The organism is Komagataeibacter sp. SM21 (assembly GCF_041402665.1).
Taxonomy (GTDB): domain Bacteria; phylum Pseudomonadota; class Alphaproteobacteria; order Acetobacterales; family Acetobacteraceae; genus Komagataeibacter; species Komagataeibacter saccharivorans.
The window spans coordinates 181810-198195 of the sequence record NZ_JBGLOV010000003.1 but is presented as its reverse complement, the minus strand read 5'-3'; the positions used below and the strand labels follow the sequence as shown (position 1 = coordinate 198195).

The following is a 16386-nucleotide window of genomic DNA, read 5'->3' as shown; positions in this document are numbered from 1 at the left end:
CGCCACCCACCCGATCGCCTGCACGGCCTGACGGGTCAATTACCAGCATACAGGACACGAAGCCCGCATTGATTGGTTCCTCCTCTACCCAGATTGATATGACGGACATGCCCCCGCCCGCCCCATCGCTGCCCAATTTCTCCATGCAGCAGGTCAGGAAGGTGCTGCGGCAGGTGCTGCGCAACATCATATCCGACCAGATCACGCTGGCAGCGGCGGGGTGCGCCTTCTACGCCACGCTTTCGCTGTTTCCTGCCATGAGTACGCTGATCTCGCTGTACGGACTGCTGTTCGATCCGCAGACGGTGGAACCGCAGCTTGTGGTGCTGCGCAACCTGCTGCCGCCTTCCGCCTATGACATGATCGGCGCGCGCATCCACCTTCTGGTGGCCGAATCGCATTCCTCGCTCACGCTCAACCTGATCGTATCGACCACCATCGCCACATGGTCGGCATCGGCTGCCACGCGCTCGCTCATCATGGCGATGAATGTTGCCTACAACACCCCGGAAACCCGCAGCTTCCTGCGGTTCCAGGCCATGGGCATGGCGCTGACGTTCTGCTCCATCTGTGGCGGCATCCTGACACTGGCGCTGATGGTGGCGCTGCCGTTCCTTCTGGATTACCTACCGCAGCGGCTGAATCTGGCGGCCCCGCCGGGTTCGGTGGAACTGCTGGTGCGGATGGGTGGCCCCATCCTCATGCTGCTGTTCGTGCTGTCGCTGTGTTCGGTCCTGTACCGATTCGGACCCAACCGGCCCCATACCTACTGGCGCTGCATCCTGCCCGGTTCGGTCGGGGCGACGGTGCTGTGGCTGCTGTCATCGGTGGGTTTTTCCTATTACGTCAGCCACATCGCGGGCTACAGCGTGACCTATGGGCCGCTGGGGGCGTTCATCGCCATCATGATGTGGTTTTACGTATCGGCCTATGTCGTGCTGCTGGGCGCGGAACTGAACGCGGGGCTGGAAATCGAACTGAAGCTGCGCTGCTCACCTGAAAAGACGATGGAAGGCTGGACGAAGCACCAGCGCCTGTAACAGCCGGGTAGCTTCACGGCACCCGCTGGCGGCAGGCCGGTCCGGTCCGGGCAGGGCCGGAATATCTGCCTGCGCAGTCCATCCACGGCTCTTTGCAGCCAGCTTACCCACCGGCCACCTGAAATCGGTGATGTACGGAGCGGAACAGGACAGCCCTGAAAACCGGCAGCCGGTCACGAAACGTGAAAAATCCCGCTACCAGCACATCATGGACGCTTCAGCGCGGTGCGCTGGCGACTTCATCCTCAGGTCGTGCGGGTTCTATGGCGACGGGCGATGTGCCAGCGCCCAGCATGCCAAGCTGGCGCGCAGCCTCCGGTGAAAGATCAATGATGCGGTGGCCATGAAACGGCCCGCGATCATTCACCCGGACCACCACCGAACGCCCCGTCCGCATGGAACGCACGCGCAGGCGGGTGCCGAGTGGCAGCAGGGGGTGCGCCGCCGTCAGCGCATCAGGATCGAATGTTTCACCCGATGCCGTGGCACGGGACATTTTTCCACCCGTACCATACCAGCTTGCCATGCCATGCTGGTGCCAGTTTTCGGGAACGGATGTCATCACAGGCGACCGGACCACGCCCCGCGCATGTTCATGCGTCGTTGCACAGGCAGCATGCTCGGTGCCCGACGCAACGAACAGAAGACATGTAACCACAACCGAACACACAAACCGCGCCGCGCCGTGACTCGCCTCCTCATCACCACGTCGGTGATCGGGATACCCTGTCATTCGTGCCGTATAGCACAGTGAGCACCGATATCCTACCATCTTCGCCTCCCCCCTGCGGGCGCGCAGGCACGAACGGACTTGGAACCGGAGTGCGGGCGTGCTAGGCGCGTGCATCATGGAGCGCCCTCTCATTGCCGTGCTGAACGGCCCCAACCTGAACATGCTCGGACTGCGACAGCCCGAGGTCTATGGTCACGCCACGCTTGATGACGTGGAACAGGTCTGCGTCCAGGCTGCCGAACGCCTGGATGTCGCCATTGATTTCCGCCAGACCAATGGCGAGGGGGAACTCGTATCCTGGATACAGGAATGCCGGGGCCGCGCGCGCGGCATCATCATCAACCCGGCTGCCTACTCCCACACTTCCGTTGCCCTGCTCGACGCGCTGCTTGCCGTTGATCTGCCGGTGATCGAGGTGCACATTTCCAATATTCACCGCCGTGAAGCCTTCCGTCATCACTCCTACGTTTCCCGCGCCGCCATTGGCGTTATCTGCGGGCTTGGCGTACGGGGCTATGCGCTTGCGCTTCAGGCCATGACAGACATGATTCTGGACGAGGACGATCAATGAGCCGACTGCTCGTGGATGCGGATGCCATTCGGGCATTGGCCGAAATTCTGACCGATACCGGCCTGACCGAAATCGAAATCGCGGAAAAGGACAACCGCATCCGCGTTGTCCGCGCAGCCGCCCCGGTGGCGCATGCCGTGCCCGCCCCGGCCCCTGTCGCCGCACCGGTCGCGGTTGCGACCCCGGCGCCAGCGCCCGTCACCGACCCGTCCAAGCATCCCGGCGCCGTGACCAGCCCGATGGTGGGCGTGGCCTATCTTGCGCCCGACCCGTCCTCCCCGCCGTTCGTGACGGAAGGCCAGCAGGTCAGCGCGGGCCAGACGCTGCTGCTGATCGAGGCGATGAAAACCTTCAATCAGATCAAGGCCCCGCGCGCGGGCACGCTGAGCCGGATTCTGGTCCAGTCGGGTGACCCGGTCGAGTTCGGCGAAGCGCTGGTCATCATAGAGTAATGTTTTCCAAGATCCTGATCGCCAATCGCGGCGAGATCGCCCTGCGCATCCTGCGGGCCTGCCGCGAACTGGGCATTCCGACCGTAGCCGTCCATTCCACGGCTGATGCGGACGCCATGCATGTCCGTCTGGCAGATGAAGCCGTGTGCATCGGGCCGCCAGCCAGCCGCGACTCGTATCTGAATGTCGCGGCCATCCTGTCGGCAGCCACCATTACCGGCGCGGACGCCATCCATCCGGGTTACGGCTTCCTGTCGGAAAATGCCGACTTCGCGGAAACGGTGGAAGCCCACGGTATCACCTTCATCGGCCCGACGGCCGAGCATATCCGCATGATGGGCGACAAGATCACCGCCAAGACCACCATGATGGCGCTGGGCGTGCCGCTGGTCCCCGGATCGGATGGCGCGCTGGAAAACCTTGAGCAGGCGCGCGAAGTCGCCGCCCGCGTGGGGTATCCCGTGCTGATCAAGGCGGCGGCAGGCGGCGGTGGACGTGGCATGAAGGTCGCCCCTACCGAAGCCGATCTGGAAGAGGCATGGAGCGTTGCGCGCACCGAAGCCCGCGCAGCCTTCGGCAATGACGAGGTCTATCTCGAAAAATACCTCGACAAGCCGCGCCATATCGAACTCCAGATCATGGCCGACACGCATGGCAACGTGGTGCATTTTGGCGAGCGTGACTGTTCGCTCCAGCGCCGCCACCAGAAGCTGCTCGAAGAGGCGGGTTCTCCCGCCCTGACCGCGCAGCAGCGTGACGAGATCGGGGAAATCGCGACATCCGCCCTGACCAGGCTGGGTTACCGCAACGCCGGAACGCTGGAATTCCTGTATCAGGATGGACAGTTCTGCTTCATCGAGATGAATACCCGCCTGCAGGTGGAACATCCGGTGACGGAAATGGTGTGCGACGTGGATCTGGTGCGGGAACAGATCCGCATCGCGGCGGGCGAACCCATGGGTTACAGCCAGTCGGACATCCACTTCTCCGGCCATGCGATCGAATGCCGCATCAACGCGGAAGATCCGCAGAGCTTCATGCCCACTCCGGGCACGATCACCGTCTATCACCCGCCGGGTGGGCTGGGTGTACGAATCGACAGCGCGCTTTACGCGGGCTATCGCGTTCCCCCCTATTACGACAGCATGATCGCCAAGCTGATCGTGCGTGCGCCGACACGGCTGGAAGCCATCGAACGCATGCGTCGGGCTCTGGATGAATTCGTGATCGAAGGGGTCAAGACCGTCATCCCGCTACACCGCAGGATTCTGGATGACCCCCAGTTCCGCAAGGGTGACTACACCATCCACTGGCTGGAAAATTTCGTGGCCCGGCAGCAGGGCTAGGAACGTTTTCACGGCCACAGGTCATAGGAAAGGGGGCATGTCCAATGCGGAAATGCCCCCTTTTCTGTATCGCCACATCATGCGCGGCACGCAGGACGGATACCCGACCGACCCGCCCGGTTACGGATTTTCCGCGCCTGCCCGTTCAGGCCATGACCGGGTCAAGATAGGGGCTGGAAGCATCGAAGAACTTCTGGTTGTGATCCAGTTCATACGAAATCACGTACATGCAGCTCAATGCCCGGTCGATTTCCAGACGCACGCCCAGATTGTCCGCCTTCCCCGCCATTTCCTGCAAATGGACGATGGCGAATTTGGCGGAACGCGCGGTCCGGCCATAATGGCCACCGTAACGTCCACTGAACTGCGCCATGCGTCCCATCATGTCGCTGACCACGCGCTGGGCCTCTGGCGGTAGCTGGTGGCGTTCCAGAATGGTGCGCAGGCGGATCACATTCAGCCCGATGGTCATGGCGGACAGGATGCCCTGCAGGTAGGCATCGATGATCGTATCGGGCGTATCCTCCGCATTGGTCAGCAGCCGCACGAAGCGGTCCACATTATGCTCGACCACATACAGGGTAGTCGGCAGCACGCGCGCCCGCGCGACATAGCGCAGGCCACGCAGGATGCCGGTACGCATCTGCCAGCGCATGTCATTGGTATCGAACGGCAGGATCAGCCGGAAGGCCCACATGGCATACCACAGACCAAGGATCAGCGGCATGGCGGTGTTGAAAAACGCCACTTCATCCAGCCGGGACTGATTGCCCGGCCCCAGCAGGATCGGCAGGAACAGGTTATAGGAGACCGCACCCAGCACCAGCGCCGGATAGGCAAAGGCCAGCCCGCCTGCCAGCATGGGCAGGAACAGGCATGCGGCCATGATTTCGTACGTAGTGGGCGACGCCAGCCGCCACAGCACCAGTACACCCGCCATGAGGGAGGCAATGATGGCCCCACCCAGAAAGGCGCGGGTGGCCAGCGCTGGCTTTTCCAGCGTGGAAAACAGGCTGCATACGATCGAGACGAACATCATGAAGGTCAGCCCCGCCGACCATGACGTGGTGATCCAGATGACGCCTGACCCGAAAACGGTGACGGAGGCCCGCAGGCTGTTGGTGAAAGCCTGCTGCCAGTCCCGGAAGGTCTTGAGCCGGTAATGGAAATGATCGTGCAGCAACGGATGGCGGCTGGCATCGAACTGAAGCAGCGCCTGTTCCAGTTCGTCCAGCATGACGCCCAGCGCATGATTGAGCATGCGCTGCTGCGACAGCATCTCCACCAGTTGCGGATCGGGTGGCAGGCTGCCGGGTGTACCCATTTCCTCATCAAGGGAATCGGTCACGCTCTGCCTGCAGGCGGCCTGCAGGTCGGCCAGACGGGCCAGCACGGGCGATATGTCATCGCTGGCGTCCAATTGCGGGGCCATGTCCTTCAGAAAGGCCTGCACCTTGCTTGATGTCGCCCGGAAAGCGGCCCCCGGCGTACCCCCCGGCCCGTTCATGAGGGCAGCAAGATCCAGCCCGCGTGACAGCAGCATCGCCACCCGCGCAAGGGCCGCACGCGCATGGTCGCCTTCATGCCCGCGATGGGAGCCCATCTCGACTTCGGCAAACTCGATCTGGTCGCTCAGCGTGGTGATATTGGTAAAGACGCCGCGCGCCTTGCGCAGGATCTGGGCATCGCCCGACAGCAGGGCGGCCAGCGTCTGGCCCGCACCGTCGATGGCTGTCAGGAAATTATGGGCCAGACGGTCCTGCGCGCGCTCCTCCAGCCGGAACTGGAACAGGGAGGACACGGTCGTCTCCAGCACGATGCCCAGCACGATATAGGTCGCGCGTGCCATTGCCGTCATGAAGATGTGCTGGGGGTCGGCTATCCCGTCAAGCGAGATGATGGCGTAGGTGAACCCGCTCGCCCGCATGCCGTGGATACGGTAATTGGTCATGGTGGCGGGACCGGGCAGCAGCGTGCCGATGAAACAGAACAGTCCGATCCCGGCGGCAAGCATCAGGATGAACATGACCGGGGCCTGTGGAAAGGCCGCAACCAGCATGACGGCGCATATCGTGCCCACCACCATGCCGAACAGATGCCATCGCGCCTTGGCCACGCTCTTGCCGCGCGTGCCCTGCGCCACCATCCATACCGTCAGCGCCGCCCATTGCGGGCTGCCCAGTTCCCACCACAGGGCAATGCCCAGCGCGATGAGCGAGGTGATGGTCGTGCGCAGCGCATAACCGAATGTGAAGATACCGGGTGCGTACAGCCAGCGCAGATGATCCTGCCGCGGGGTCATGCCCGGCGGCCACAGGCGCCTGAAAAAATCGCGGACCTGATCCTGGAAGCGGATCAGGGAAAGCTCAAGACCTTTCATCCTGGCGTTCAGCCTCCCCTGTCAAACACGATCCACGCATACTGTTACATCATACGGCCCGAACGAACAGGGCCACAGCCGGGTGGCAGCGTGTACGCCATGCCACGCGCACCCGACGCAGTTCCTATTCCTCGTAGGAGACGAGGGTCTTGACCGGAATATCCAGACGGTTGCGGCCACCAAGCCCCGTCAGTTCGATCATGGTCGCAGCCCCCACCACATTGGCCCCGACCTTGCGCAGCAGGGAAATGGAGGCGACCAGCGTGCCACCCGTGGCCAGCAGGTCATCCATCACCACCACACGCTGGCCGGGCTGGATCGCATCGGACTGGATGTGCAGCGAATCGGACCCGTATTCCAGATCGTAGCTGTAGGACACCGTCTCACCCGGCAGCTTGCCCGGCTTGCGCAGCATCACCAGCCCGCAGCCCAGACGGCTGGCCAGGGGGGCCGCGGTCAGGAACCCGCGCGATTCGATGGCGGCAAGCACGTCCGGCGCCCAGGGTGCGACGGCGGCGGCCAGACGGCCCATGGCGATCTGCCACGCATCGGCGTCGCGCATCAGGGTGGAAATGTCGTAAAACAGGATACCGGGCTTGGGGAAATCCGGAATGTTACGGATGTATTGTTTCAGATCGATCTTGGCGGTCGTCATGATCGGTGCGCAGTCCCCGTTGCGTGGTCATATAAATCCGGGACAGGCGTGCCCCGTTCACGAAAATGTCGCCCTTGCAGACGGCTCCCCGCTGTAGCCGCCACGCGGCGGGGGGACAAGCCCATCGGCCCATGTTGCACATGCTTTGATATGCGCCCCGTGCGTTTTGTCATAACGGGAGATTTTATTCCTCCGTCTCCGCCGTGGCGGGCGGACGGGCCGGGCGCAGCACCACCATGACCATCATGATCGCGGCCCCCATCAGCATGACACCGGCCATCGGTATGGGGGAATTGGCGGGCAGCATGCCCACGAACGCACCCGCCACGGCACCCAGCACATATTGCAGCGTGCCCACGAAGGCCGAGGCGCTGCCCGCGAAGCGCGGATGATCCGCCAGCGCGCCAACGGTGGCGTTGGGGCCGACAATGCCCGTGGTGCCCAGTGAAACCATCATCGACAGGATCAGGCAGCCCAGCATCCACAGGGGGGGATGACCGCCATGCTGCATGGCGAAGGCGATGACGATGGCCATCGCCGTCATGGCGATGGTGCCCGCAACCGCGACACCCACCGCCACGCCAAGGATGCGGCCCGCATCGATCCGCCCCACCAGCAGGCCGTTAAGCTGCGACGCCCCGATCATGCACACCGCGAAGACGCCGAACATCATGCCAAAATGCGCAGGCGACAGCCCGAACTGGTTGATGAACACCGAAGGGGCGGCGGACAGGTAGGTGAAGGACATGAAACAGGCGAACCCCGCGATCATCGCATGCGTGATGAAACCGCGATCGCGCGCCAGCATCACATAACGGCTGAACAGGGTTACGGGCGAAAACTCGCTGCGGTTCGCAGGCCGCAGCGTCTCGGGCAGGACACGCCAGATCAGCACGATGCAGATCAGGCCATACACGGCCGAAGCCCAGAAGATGGACCGCCACGATGCGATCGACAGCACCATGCCACCCAGCGTGGGGGCCAGAATGGGCACGACCCCCATCACCAGCACCAGCCGCGACATGAGACGCGCGGATTCATTGCCATGCGACATGTCGCGCACGCAGGCGCTGGGAATGATGAGACTGGCCGATGCCCCCAGCGAGGCAATGAGGCGAAACGCGGAAAAGGTGAAGATATCCTGCGCCACCGCACACCCGACCGATGCCAGCGTATACACGAACGTGCCCACCAGCATGGGCACACGCCGCCCGAAACGGTCCGAAAGCGGCCCCATGGTGATCTGGCCGATCGCCAGCCCGACGAACCACACGGCCAGCGTCATCTGCGCCGACCCGGCGCGTCCGTGCAGCGTGTGTTCCAGCTCGGGGAAGGCAGGCAGGTATATATCGGTCGATACGGGACCGACCGCCGTCAGGAAACCAAGCAGGATGGCGATCCAGCCCATGGGGCGGACAGCCGTTTCCGGCGCGGGGGTTTCTGCTGAACGGCCCGCCATTGCGGATGAGCCCATGAGGCGCTCCAGTATTAAAAGACTTGTCGGGACTAGTAGACCAGCACGGCCCTGCTTTTCACCACCTAATTGCGGCATTTCTGCAATTCGTTATTCCTATACCGCCCGGTTTCGCATACGCCGCATAAGCCACAGTCCCACCAGCGCGGACAGGCCGAACAGGACGGTGGCGATACCGATGCGCAGCCCCCCATCCAGCCGCGTGCCCGCACCAACCAGCACGAATACGACCGTCTGCGGCAGGCTGCCCAGCAACGTGGCGAACATGAAGGGCGCGACCCGCACGCCCAGCATGCCGGACGCCAGACTGAGCAGCAGTGCCGAGCCCACCGGCATGAGGCGCAGCATCAGCACGGCGGCAAAGGGTTCGCGCCCCACCAACGCATCCAGCCGCGCCATGACTGCATCCAGTCGCGCGGGCATGCGTGCCCCGCCAACCCACCGCCCCCAGCCGTAACCGCACAGGGCGCCGGCAACGGTCGCCAGTGTCGCAAGCACGCAGCCCGCGCCGATTCCGTAGGCGGCGCCAGCAGCAAAACACACCATCTGCCGCGGCAGCCCGACCGCGCAGGACAGGCTGGCCACCGCAACGAACAGCACGACACCCCGCACCCCGGAATGAAGTGCCGGTCCCGCCGCAAGCATATGCCGCAGTCCCGGCATACGGCTGACCGCCACCGCCAGAACGGCAAAAACCGCCAGCAGCAGCACCGGCCGCACCAGCATGCGCAGCGAAGCCGCAGGAGATGATGCGGGCGGTACGGCGTGCGGTAATGTCATGCGTGCGTCCCGTCCGGCAGTAATTATATACACCGCGCCTAGCATCGCCTTGCGGCGGACTGCAAGGGCGGTCTAAATCCGATTATGTCCGCATATTCTCCCCATGGCTCCCTGCTGGGCCGCACGCCGCCTTCCGCGCAGGAAATGCGCAACAGGAAGCGTATTTCCACGTGGCTGTTCGCAATCTGCTTCATGCTGATCGGCATGATCGCGCTTGGCGGCTATACGCGCCTGACCGGGTCGGGCCTGTCCATCATGGACTGGCGGCCCATTACCGGCATGATCCCGCCGCTAAGCCATGCGGAATGGGAACGGCAGTTCGAACTGTACAAAACCATTCCCCAGTACAAGATCCTGCATGACGGCTTCGGCCTTTCGGGTTTCCAGCAGATTTTCTGGGCAGAATGGACGCACCGTTTCTGGGGGCGGCTCATGGGCCTTGTGCTGCTGGTGCCGCTGGTGTGGTTTTCCATCACCGGTGCGCTGGACCGGCGGCTCATGCTGCGGCTGATCCTGTTTTTCGTGCTGGGCGGGCTTCAGGGGGCCATCGGGTGGTTCATGGTGGCATCGGGGTTCAATCCGGACAGCACCGCCGTTGCCCCGGTGCGGCTGGTACTGCACCTGTGCTGCGCCTTTGCGCTGTATATCGCCATTCTGTGGACAGCCCTTTCGGTACGCACGCCGCGCCCCGCCTTCATCCCGGCCACGACCGCAGTGGTGCGCATCCACCGGCTGGTATGGACCATATGCTGTCTGGTGGGCATCACCGTCATTGCGGGCGGCTTTACCGCAGGCACGCATGCCGGATTTGCCTATAATACCTTCCCGCTCATGGATGGTCACCTGATCCCCCGTGGCTACGCACGGCTGCATCCCTTCTGGCTGAACTGGTTCCAGAACATTCCGGCGGTCCAGTTCGACCACCGCCTGCTGGCGACCGGCACGGCGCTGCTGATCGGCCTTACCATCGTGCTGGGACTGCGCACGGCCAATCTGGGCAAGGACGTGCATGATGCGCTGATGGTTCTGGGCTGGCTGGTGCTGCTGCAATACGCGCTGGGCATCACCACGCTGCTGCTGGTCGTACCGGTCTGGGCAGGCACCGTGCACCAGACCTGCGCCGCCCTTGTGCTGACGGCGGCCATTGTGACGCTGCACCGCCTGCGTGGGGTCGGACGCCCCTGAACCACGTTCCATCCGCTCCCGGCACACCGGCCACCGGGGGCGGATGGCCTCCCCCATTCAGGGGGTTACGATATAGGCCACGCCCCGCAGTTGCACATGTGTGTAGCGGTCGCGGATGATGGCCCACAGGCTGGAATATTCCCAGACATAACGCGGCGGCAGGAAGCGTGAACTGCTGACAAAGGCCACGATACCATGACTGTCCAGAGCCTGGCGCAGGGCCGTGGCGTCATGCGTGACGGCCACATGCTGGGAATAATTGAAGAAATCCATGACCACGGGCTTGCCCGCCCAGTAGCAGATGGCCAGCGTCTCGCACCCGACATTGCCATCCATATGCCGGACCGCCCCGATCGTTTCGCGCCATGCGGGTTCGTGGGCCATGACCTCCGCCGTGCTGCGATACAGAAAGGGCACGTAAACCGGCGTACAGGCCACGATGGGCAGCAGGTCCAGCCCCGCCAGCATGACAACACCCATCCACGCAGGCACCCGGCCGGGCGGGATCATACCCCTTTCCATCCCCGATACGGCCAGCCCGGCACATAGCGCGGCTGCGATCAGGGCTTCAAAACACGCATTATGTGTAACACCAGCACCCGTGCGCTGGATCACCACCGACAGGACGGACCAGAACAGGTAAGTCCCCAGCAGCAGACCCATCCGGTTGCGCAGGCCCAGCCGGGGCAGAAGCAGCGCGGAGACCATCATGCCCCCCAGCCCCAGCACGTTGCCCACCCCCTTTACGGCCCCATGTATCTGGAAAATGCGCTTGTGCCCAAAAACGCCATGGATGAAATCCGGGCCGAAACAGGCATAAAACAGGCCGCCCAGAACGGACACACCCACGACCCCGCCCAGCATCCATGCCAGCGCGCCACGCCGGTCGGTCACAAGCAGCCACAGGGTGATCGCAAGCGGCAGGGCAAGGATATTGTGCTTGAAGGTCAGTCCCGCCACCATGACAAGACCGGCACAGAACGCCCGCCACGCAGGCATGCCGTCGCGTGCATTGCCCCGGTTCCCCAGCAGCAGCACGAAACCGGCCATGATAATGGCTTCCGCCAGCCATTGCGGATCATTCATGACCACGTAATCGCTATAGAAAACCGCCGCGTAGAATATGACCAGCAGACCCGCGAACCATGCGGCGGCGCGCGTGCCCCCCATGATGGTGACGATCCGGCCGGTTGCAAAAGCGCAGAAAAGCATGGCGAATAACGAGACGATGCGCCCCGCGAGGATCATGTCCCCCAGCAGCCACCCGAGCGCACCCACCACGTAAAAGGAACTGGGCGGATAGTTGTTGAACACCATGCCGCCCGGCGGCGGGTACAGGCTGGCCCCCCCCATCCCCATGGCATGCCGGGCCTGATAGGCATTCCATCCCTCGTTACTGGACAGGGAGACATGATACCCGATAACTGCAATATGCGGGGCAAGCATACAGGTCGCCAGAAATATCCCGGCACAGATCCATAACCTGCCAATCGTTCCTGATACTCTTGGTATGGTATTCATATATGAAAAGCGGCTTCTTCCGTTCCGAATACTTAATTATTCGGGGTCTGCACGGCTGCCTGCCCCGGATCAGATATGCGGATGGTCCTGCATTTCATATCAGACGCCCATCCGGCCCCGGTCAATGCCTCCGTCCGGGCGGAGCATCCTAGCGTGCCCCACGGGCGGGGAATAACACCGGAATGTGGCTTTATAATTCAGAATGTTACACGGGCCGTTTTCCGGGGATCTTTCGCGCACTTCCCGCTTGCGCATTGGTGCGGACCGGGCAGAAATACCCCTATGATCCACAGGCAGCCCCTCAACGGGATACCGCGCACGATCCGGTGGCGATGGGTGCGCCGGGGCATCCGATCCGGCAGGCCATGCGTTATCGCACCATCGGGCGGCATGATGCGCGCCACGCCTTTCCCGAACGGACTATTTTCTGCGATAAACCCTCTTCAGACATGCAGGAATGGAAGATGCACAAGCTGAAACATGTGGCGACCGGAATGATGCTGGCACTGATCGCATGCGGGCCGGTGGCTCCGCACGCCCATGCCGAACCACATGGCGGCGGCGGTGGCGGTCGGGGTGGTCCGGGCGGCGGTGGCTATGGCGGAGGCCATGGTGGAGGCTGGAACAATGCAGGCCGCGGTGGCGGATGGGACGGCGGGCGTTCAGGCCGCTGGCGCGGCAACTGGGGCTGGGGCGGATGGGGCTGGAATGGTGGCTGGGGCGGCGGCTACTACCCTGCCTATGTCGGCTGGGGTGGCTGGGGATACCCGTGGGGTGGCTGGGGCTGGGGATGGCCCGGCATGGCCATGGGGGGTGCGATGGGTGCCGCCGCAGCCGGGGCCAGCTATCAGGCCGCACCGGAAGTCTATAGCGGCACGGGCAATACCACGCCGGAAGATGACACCATCTATGACAAGGATCTGTCCACGCTGGTCAATCCCCAGCCTGCGCCAGTCCCGACGCAGGCCCCCGCGCAGCCGAAACCGTCCCGTTCCTGTCCGGCGGGACAGGTCTATAATGACCTGACTGAAAGCTGCGACCGGCCATAAGCGCCGACCGGGATCGGGCAACCGGCATGGGGGGATGTATGTTTCCCCCCACCGGAAGCGGGCTGGCATTACGGCCGCCCTTCATCCGGGCCGGTCAGGGTGCGTCGATGGCTTTTTCCTGCCCCGGCTGCGGCACCCAGCCCTGCAGTTCCTCCCGCACAAGGGTTTCAAGCAGGTCGATGGCATCAGGCGAATCGTTCAGGCACGGGATCAGCGCCAGTTCCTCGCCACCTGCCTTGACGAAGGCGGCACCGGCTTCATTGCCGATTTCATCCAGCGTTTCGATGCAGTCAGCGATGAAGCCCGGCGTGATCACGGCAATCCGGGTAATCCCGCGCGCGGGCAGGGATTCGATAAAGGGCGCGGTATAGGGTTCAAGCCATTTGGCCGGGCCAAAACGTGACTGGAAGGTCAGCGGCATCATCTGCCCGTCATATCCCATCGCCTGACGCAGGGCGGCGATGGTGCGTTCGCATTCCGCCTGATAGCTGTCGCCCTTTTCCACATAAACCTTCGGCAGCCCGTGAAAGGACGCCACGATCATCTGCGGCCTGAAATCCAGTGTCTGGAGTCGTGCGGTAATGGAACGGGCCAGCGCGGCGATATAGGCCGGATGATCGGCAAAGGGCGGCAGGGTGCGGATGGCAGGCTGGTTGCGCATGCGCATAAGCGCGCGAAAGGCCTGATCGTTGGCAGTGGCCGTCGTGGTAGCGCTGTACTGCGGATAGAGCGGGGCCAGCAGGATACGGTCGCATCCCTGCTGCACCAGATCATGCACGCCCTGCCTGATGGAGGGCCTGCCATAACGCATGCCCCATGCCACCGGCACGCCATCCGCCGCCAGACGTTCGGCCAGCCCGGCAGCCTGATTGCGGGTATAGGTGCGAAGGGGGCTTTCATCGCGGTCATGATGCCAGATGCGATGATAGGCTTCCCCCGACCGGCGGGGGCGAAATGTCAGCACCGGGCCGTACAGGATGGGCTTCCAGATCAGGGGACTGGCTTCGATGATACGCCGGTCCGAAAGGAATTCCGCCAGATAACGCCGGACAGCGGCGTAACCGGTTCCATCCGGGGTGCCCAGATTGCTCAGAAGCACCCCGGCGCGCGCGGACGCAACTTCCTGCCGCGCCGCGCGATGTACGGTAATGAATGTCATGACACGGCTGCTACATGAAGCCGCGTATGGATGCAAAGGAACAGGAGATGGGGTCCTGCCTTCAGGTCAGAAGTTCAGTCAGCGTCGGGTGCGTACCCGGACCGGCTGCATGGCCCGGACCGGGGCGTTGAGACAACGCGCCATACCGACAAGCCCCAGCAGGGCGACAACAGGGGAAAGCATCTGGACAAAGGTGAGCATCACGGTCCCTTTCCTGATCGGACTTCCATCAGTCAACAGCGCGTATCATGCCCACGTCAATCAAAAACGTGACTGGCGCGCGCCAGCGCGACACATTTGCGCATGAGCGATGGCAGGGCCACGGCTTCCTCCCCCGCGTAATTCACTTCCCCGCCCTGTCCCGCGATACTGTTGGGAAAGGCGGAAATTTGCGCCGCATACACGTCCACCAGCAATGTGAAATGCGTGAAGACATGCTTCACCTGCCCCGTTCCATGCCATTTCGCGCGCAGCCGGGGTGCGTCGGGCGCATGCTCCATCGCCTCCCCCTCCGTCCAGGGGGTATCGCGCCATACCGGGCCGGGCAGGCCCATCATGCCGCCCAGCAGGCCTTTTTCCGGCCGCCGGACCAGCAGCATGCCGCCTGCCGCATCCATCATGCAGAAATGCACGCCATAGCGCACGGGACGGGCCACCTTCGCCGCGCGACGCGGCAGGGTGGCGGCGATTCCCTGCCGGTTACCCGCGCAGGCGTCACGCCATGGACACAGCGCGCAGGCCGGCGCGCGCGGGGTGCAGATACCGGCGCCCAGATCAAACAGCGCCTGCGCGAAATCGGATGGTCGGCCCTGCGCCGGGGCATCCGCGTTAAGGGTCATGGCCTGACGGGCGATAGCCTTGCGCGCGCCGGGCAACGGGTCCGTCTGGGCAAACAGGCGCGCCGTCACGCGTTCCACATTCCCGTCCACCGGCACGACCGGACGACCAAAGGCAATGGCGGCTATGGCCGCAGCGGTATAGGCCCCGATTCCCGGCAGTTCCAGCAGCCCCGCCACGGTATCGGGAAACACGCCGCCCCGCGCCGCCACCGCACGGGCGCAGGCATGCAGGTTGCGTGCCCGCGCATAATAGCCAAGTCCGGCCCACATGGTCATAACCTGATCCTGCGGGGCGCGGGCCAGCGCGTTCACATCGGGGAACGCATCCACAAACCGTTCAAAATAGGGAATGACCGCCGTAACGGTGGTCTGCTGCAGCATGATCTCACTCAGCCAGACCCGATAGGGATCTGCGCTCTGGCCGGGCAACGCGCGCCATGGCAGAGTGCGACGGTGCCGGTCATACCAGCGTAACAGATCAGCGGCAGAAGGTAACACGGACCCGTTTATGACGAACCCGCCCCCCGACAGCAAGCGAAAGAACGCCACCACCCCCACGGAACCGCCGCCCCGGTCGTTCCGCACGCGCAGCATGGCGGCCCTTCTGCCCCATATCAGCAGGCCGGTTTTTCGCAAGCAGTCCCCCGCCGCCGTGCAGGTCATGTCGGACTGGCCTGATATAGTCGGCCCCCATCTGGCCGCCACGACCGTACCGCGCAGACTGGCCGCCGGGACGCTGACCGTGGCCTGTTCAGGGCCGGTGGCGATGGAACTGCAGCATCTTGCGCCCGCCGTCATCGCCCGCATCAACACCACATGCGGGCAGGGCGTGGTCAAACGCCTGAGAATGGTTCAGGACCTGACCATGACGCCCCGCCCCGTCGCCCGGCCCGCCCCGCGCACGGCACCTGCGCCCGTTCAGATCGACGACATGCCCGATGGCCCGCTGAAGGAAGCACTTGGCCGTCTGGGCGGCTGGCTGAACGCATCCCGCGACCCGAAAACCCGGCGATAGGTGCCCTGACCACTCCCCTGCCGCCAGACGGAGGGAAACGGCCCCGGTTACAGACAGGGCGATGCCTGCCATGAAAACGCCTTACGCATGATCGTGAATGATCTGTCACATAATGACAGGTGCCCAAGGCTGGATATCTGGCCGGAAGGCACCAATATCCGATGGCAGGATGTCAGATAAAGGAAAC

General features: G+C 63.6%; 16 protein-coding genes. 7 read left to right on the top strand and 9 right to left on the bottom strand.

Translation table 11 applies throughout. From position 1 onward, the window contains the following. Window positions 1–98: 98 nt before the first annotated feature. Window positions 99–1040, top strand: a complete 942-nt coding sequence (locus tag ACBR42_RS04870; protein WP_102325282.1) for a YihY/virulence factor BrkB family protein — start codon at window positions 99–101, stop codon at window positions 1038–1040. Between the two features lie 217 nt (window positions 1041–1257). On the opposite strand, the gene ACBR42_RS04865 is transcribed toward ACBR42_RS04870, so the two are convergent. Next, window positions 1258–1602 (bottom strand): septal ring lytic transglycosylase RlpA family protein, encoded by a 345-nt coding sequence (locus ACBR42_RS04865; RefSeq protein ID WP_367220171.1) that lies wholly within the window; start codon window positions 1600–1602, stop codon window positions 1258–1260. 286 nt (window positions 1603–1888) lie between these two features. Between ACBR42_RS04865 and aroQ the strand changes: the two genes are divergently transcribed. From aroQ to accC, 3 genes are read left to right on the top strand one after another with little or no spacing between them, the layout of a single operon-like run. After that, window positions 1889–2344 carry a type II 3-dehydroquinate dehydratase gene (gene aroQ, locus ACBR42_RS04860; RefSeq protein ID WP_102325035.1) on the top strand — a complete coding sequence of 152 codons (456 nt, stop codon included), beginning with the start codon at window positions 1889–1891 and terminating at the stop codon, window positions 2342–2344. Continuing rightward, on the top strand, window positions 2341–2796 hold the full coding sequence (locus ACBR42_RS04855) for an acetyl-CoA carboxylase biotin carboxyl carrier protein subunit (RefSeq protein ID WP_102325034.1): 456 nt from the start codon (window positions 2341–2343) through the stop codon (window positions 2794–2796). Before aroQ ends, ACBR42_RS04855 begins: the two co-directional genes overlap by 4 nt. After that, on the top strand, window positions 2796–4142 hold the full coding sequence (gene accC, locus ACBR42_RS04850; protein WP_102325033.1) for an acetyl-CoA carboxylase biotin carboxylase subunit: 1347 nt from the start codon (window positions 2796–2798) through the stop codon (window positions 4140–4142). Before ACBR42_RS04855 ends, accC begins: the two co-directional genes overlap by 1 nt. 145 nt (window positions 4143–4287) lie before the next feature. On the opposite strand, the gene ACBR42_RS04845 is transcribed toward accC, so the two are convergent. The 4 genes from ACBR42_RS04845 to ACBR42_RS04830 form a co-directional block, all read right to left on the bottom strand. Next, window positions 4288–6522 (bottom strand): FUSC family protein, encoded by a 2235-nt coding sequence (locus tag ACBR42_RS04845; protein WP_102325032.1) that lies wholly within the window; start codon window positions 6520–6522, stop codon window positions 4288–4290. Between the two features lie 124 nt (window positions 6523–6646). Next, on the bottom strand, window positions 6647–7177 hold the full coding sequence (locus tag ACBR42_RS04840; protein WP_118962627.1) for an adenine phosphoribosyltransferase: 531 nt from the start codon (window positions 7175–7177) through the stop codon (window positions 6647–6649). Between the two features lie 184 nt (window positions 7178–7361). After that, window positions 7362–8651, bottom strand: a complete 1290-nt coding sequence (locus ACBR42_RS04835) for a multidrug effflux MFS transporter (RefSeq protein WP_102325030.1) — start codon at window positions 8649–8651, stop codon at window positions 7362–7364. A gap of 96 nt (window positions 8652–8747) precedes the next feature. Further along, window positions 8748–9431 (bottom strand): TVP38/TMEM64 family protein, encoded by a 684-nt coding sequence (locus ACBR42_RS04830; protein WP_371207390.1) that lies wholly within the window; start codon window positions 9429–9431, stop codon window positions 8748–8750. Window positions 9432–9575: 144 nt separating this feature from the next. Between ACBR42_RS04830 and ACBR42_RS04825 the strand changes: the two genes are divergently transcribed. Further along, on the top strand, window positions 9576–10616 hold the full coding sequence (locus ACBR42_RS04825; protein WP_174234140.1) for a COX15/CtaA family protein: 1041 nt from the start codon (window positions 9576–9578) through the stop codon (window positions 10614–10616). Window positions 10617–10673: 57 nt separating this feature from the next. On the opposite strand, the gene ACBR42_RS04820 is transcribed toward ACBR42_RS04825, so the two are convergent. Beyond that, window positions 10674–12062: a hypothetical protein gene (locus ACBR42_RS04820; RefSeq protein ID WP_371207389.1), complete on the bottom strand. Its 1389-nt coding sequence runs from the start codon at window positions 12060–12062 to the stop codon at window positions 10674–10676. Between the two features lie 407 nt (window positions 12063–12469). Between ACBR42_RS04820 and ACBR42_RS04815 the strand changes: the two genes are divergently transcribed. Next, the gene (locus ACBR42_RS04815) at window positions 12470–13186 is read left to right on the top strand and encodes a hypothetical protein (RefSeq protein WP_371207388.1); all 717 of its coding nucleotides are present in this window, start codon (window positions 12470–12472) and stop codon (window positions 13184–13186) included. A 94-nt stretch (window positions 13187–13280) separates the two neighbouring features. On the opposite strand, the gene hemH is transcribed toward ACBR42_RS04815, so the two are convergent. The 3 genes from hemH to ACBR42_RS04800 form a co-directional block, all read right to left on the bottom strand. Further along, window positions 13281–14345: a ferrochelatase gene (gene hemH / locus ACBR42_RS04810; protein WP_102325027.1), complete on the bottom strand. Its 1065-nt coding sequence runs from the start codon at window positions 14343–14345 to the stop codon at window positions 13281–13283. A gap of 78 nt (window positions 14346–14423) precedes the next feature. After that, window positions 14424–14546 carry a hypothetical protein gene (locus ACBR42_RS04805; RefSeq protein ID WP_258373377.1) on the bottom strand — a complete coding sequence of 41 codons (123 nt, stop codon included), beginning with the start codon at window positions 14544–14546 and terminating at the stop codon, window positions 14424–14426. Window positions 14547–14602: 56 nt separating this feature from the next. After that, window positions 14603–15682, bottom strand: coding sequence for an A/G-specific adenine glycosylase (locus ACBR42_RS04800; RefSeq protein ID WP_282757934.1), 1080 nt, complete (start codon window positions 15680–15682; stop codon window positions 14603–14605). A gap of 10 nt (window positions 15683–15692) precedes the next feature. Here ACBR42_RS04800 and ACBR42_RS04795 point away from each other — a divergent pair, with 10 nt between their 5' ends. Then, entirely contained in the window at window positions 15693–16199 is a 507-nt protein-coding gene (locus ACBR42_RS04795) for a DUF721 domain-containing protein (RefSeq protein ID WP_110546788.1), read from the top strand. Window positions 16200–16386 lie beyond the last annotated feature (187 nt).

Bases quoted from the DNA above. Each gene is read 5' to 3' on its own strand.
- ACBR42_RS04870 (WP_102325282.1), top strand. From the start codon at position 99: ATGACGGACATGCCCCCGCCCGCCCCATCGCTGCCCAATTTCTCCATG.
- ACBR42_RS04865 (WP_367220171.1), bottom strand. From the start codon at position 1,602: ATGACATCCGTTCCCGAAAACTGGCACCAGCATGGCATGGCAAGCTGG.
- aroQ (WP_102325035.1), top strand. From the start codon at position 1,889: ATGGAGCGCCCTCTCATTGCCGTGCTGAACGGCCCCAACCTGAACATG.
- ACBR42_RS04855 (WP_102325034.1), top strand. From the start codon at position 2,341: ATGAGCCGACTGCTCGTGGATGCGGATGCCATTCGGGCATTGGCCGAA.
- accC (WP_102325033.1), top strand. From the start codon at position 2,796: ATGTTTTCCAAGATCCTGATCGCCAATCGCGGCGAGATCGCCCTGCGC.
- ACBR42_RS04845 (WP_102325032.1), bottom strand. From the start codon at position 6,522: ATGAAAGGTCTTGAGCTTTCCCTGATCCGCTTCCAGGATCAGGTCCGC.
- ACBR42_RS04840 (WP_118962627.1), bottom strand. From the start codon at position 7,177: ATGACGACCGCCAAGATCGATCTGAAACAATACATCCGTAACATTCCG.
- ACBR42_RS04835 (WP_102325030.1), bottom strand. From the start codon at position 8,651: ATGGGCTCATCCGCAATGGCGGGCCGTTCAGCAGAAACCCCCGCGCCG.
- ACBR42_RS04830 (WP_371207390.1), bottom strand. From the start codon at position 9,431: ATGACATTACCGCACGCCGTACCGCCCGCATCATCTCCTGCGGCTTCG.
- ACBR42_RS04825 (WP_174234140.1), top strand. From the start codon at position 9,576: ATGCGCAACAGGAAGCGTATTTCCACGTGGCTGTTCGCAATCTGCTTC.
- ACBR42_RS04820 (WP_371207389.1), bottom strand. From the start codon at position 12,062: ATGCTTGCCCCGCATATTGCAGTTATCGGGTATCATGTCTCCCTGTCC.
- ACBR42_RS04815 (WP_371207388.1), top strand. From the start codon at position 12,470: ATGGGTGCGCCGGGGCATCCGATCCGGCAGGCCATGCGTTATCGCACC.
- hemH (WP_102325027.1), bottom strand. From the start codon at position 14,345: ATGACATTCATTACCGTACATCGCGCGGCGCGGCAGGAAGTTGCGTCC.
- ACBR42_RS04805 (WP_258373377.1), bottom strand. From the start codon at position 14,546: ATGCTCACCTTTGTCCAGATGCTTTCCCCTGTTGTCGCCCTGCTGGGG.
- ACBR42_RS04795 (WP_110546788.1), top strand. From the start codon at position 15,693: ATGACGAACCCGCCCCCCGACAGCAAGCGAAAGAACGCCACCACCCCC.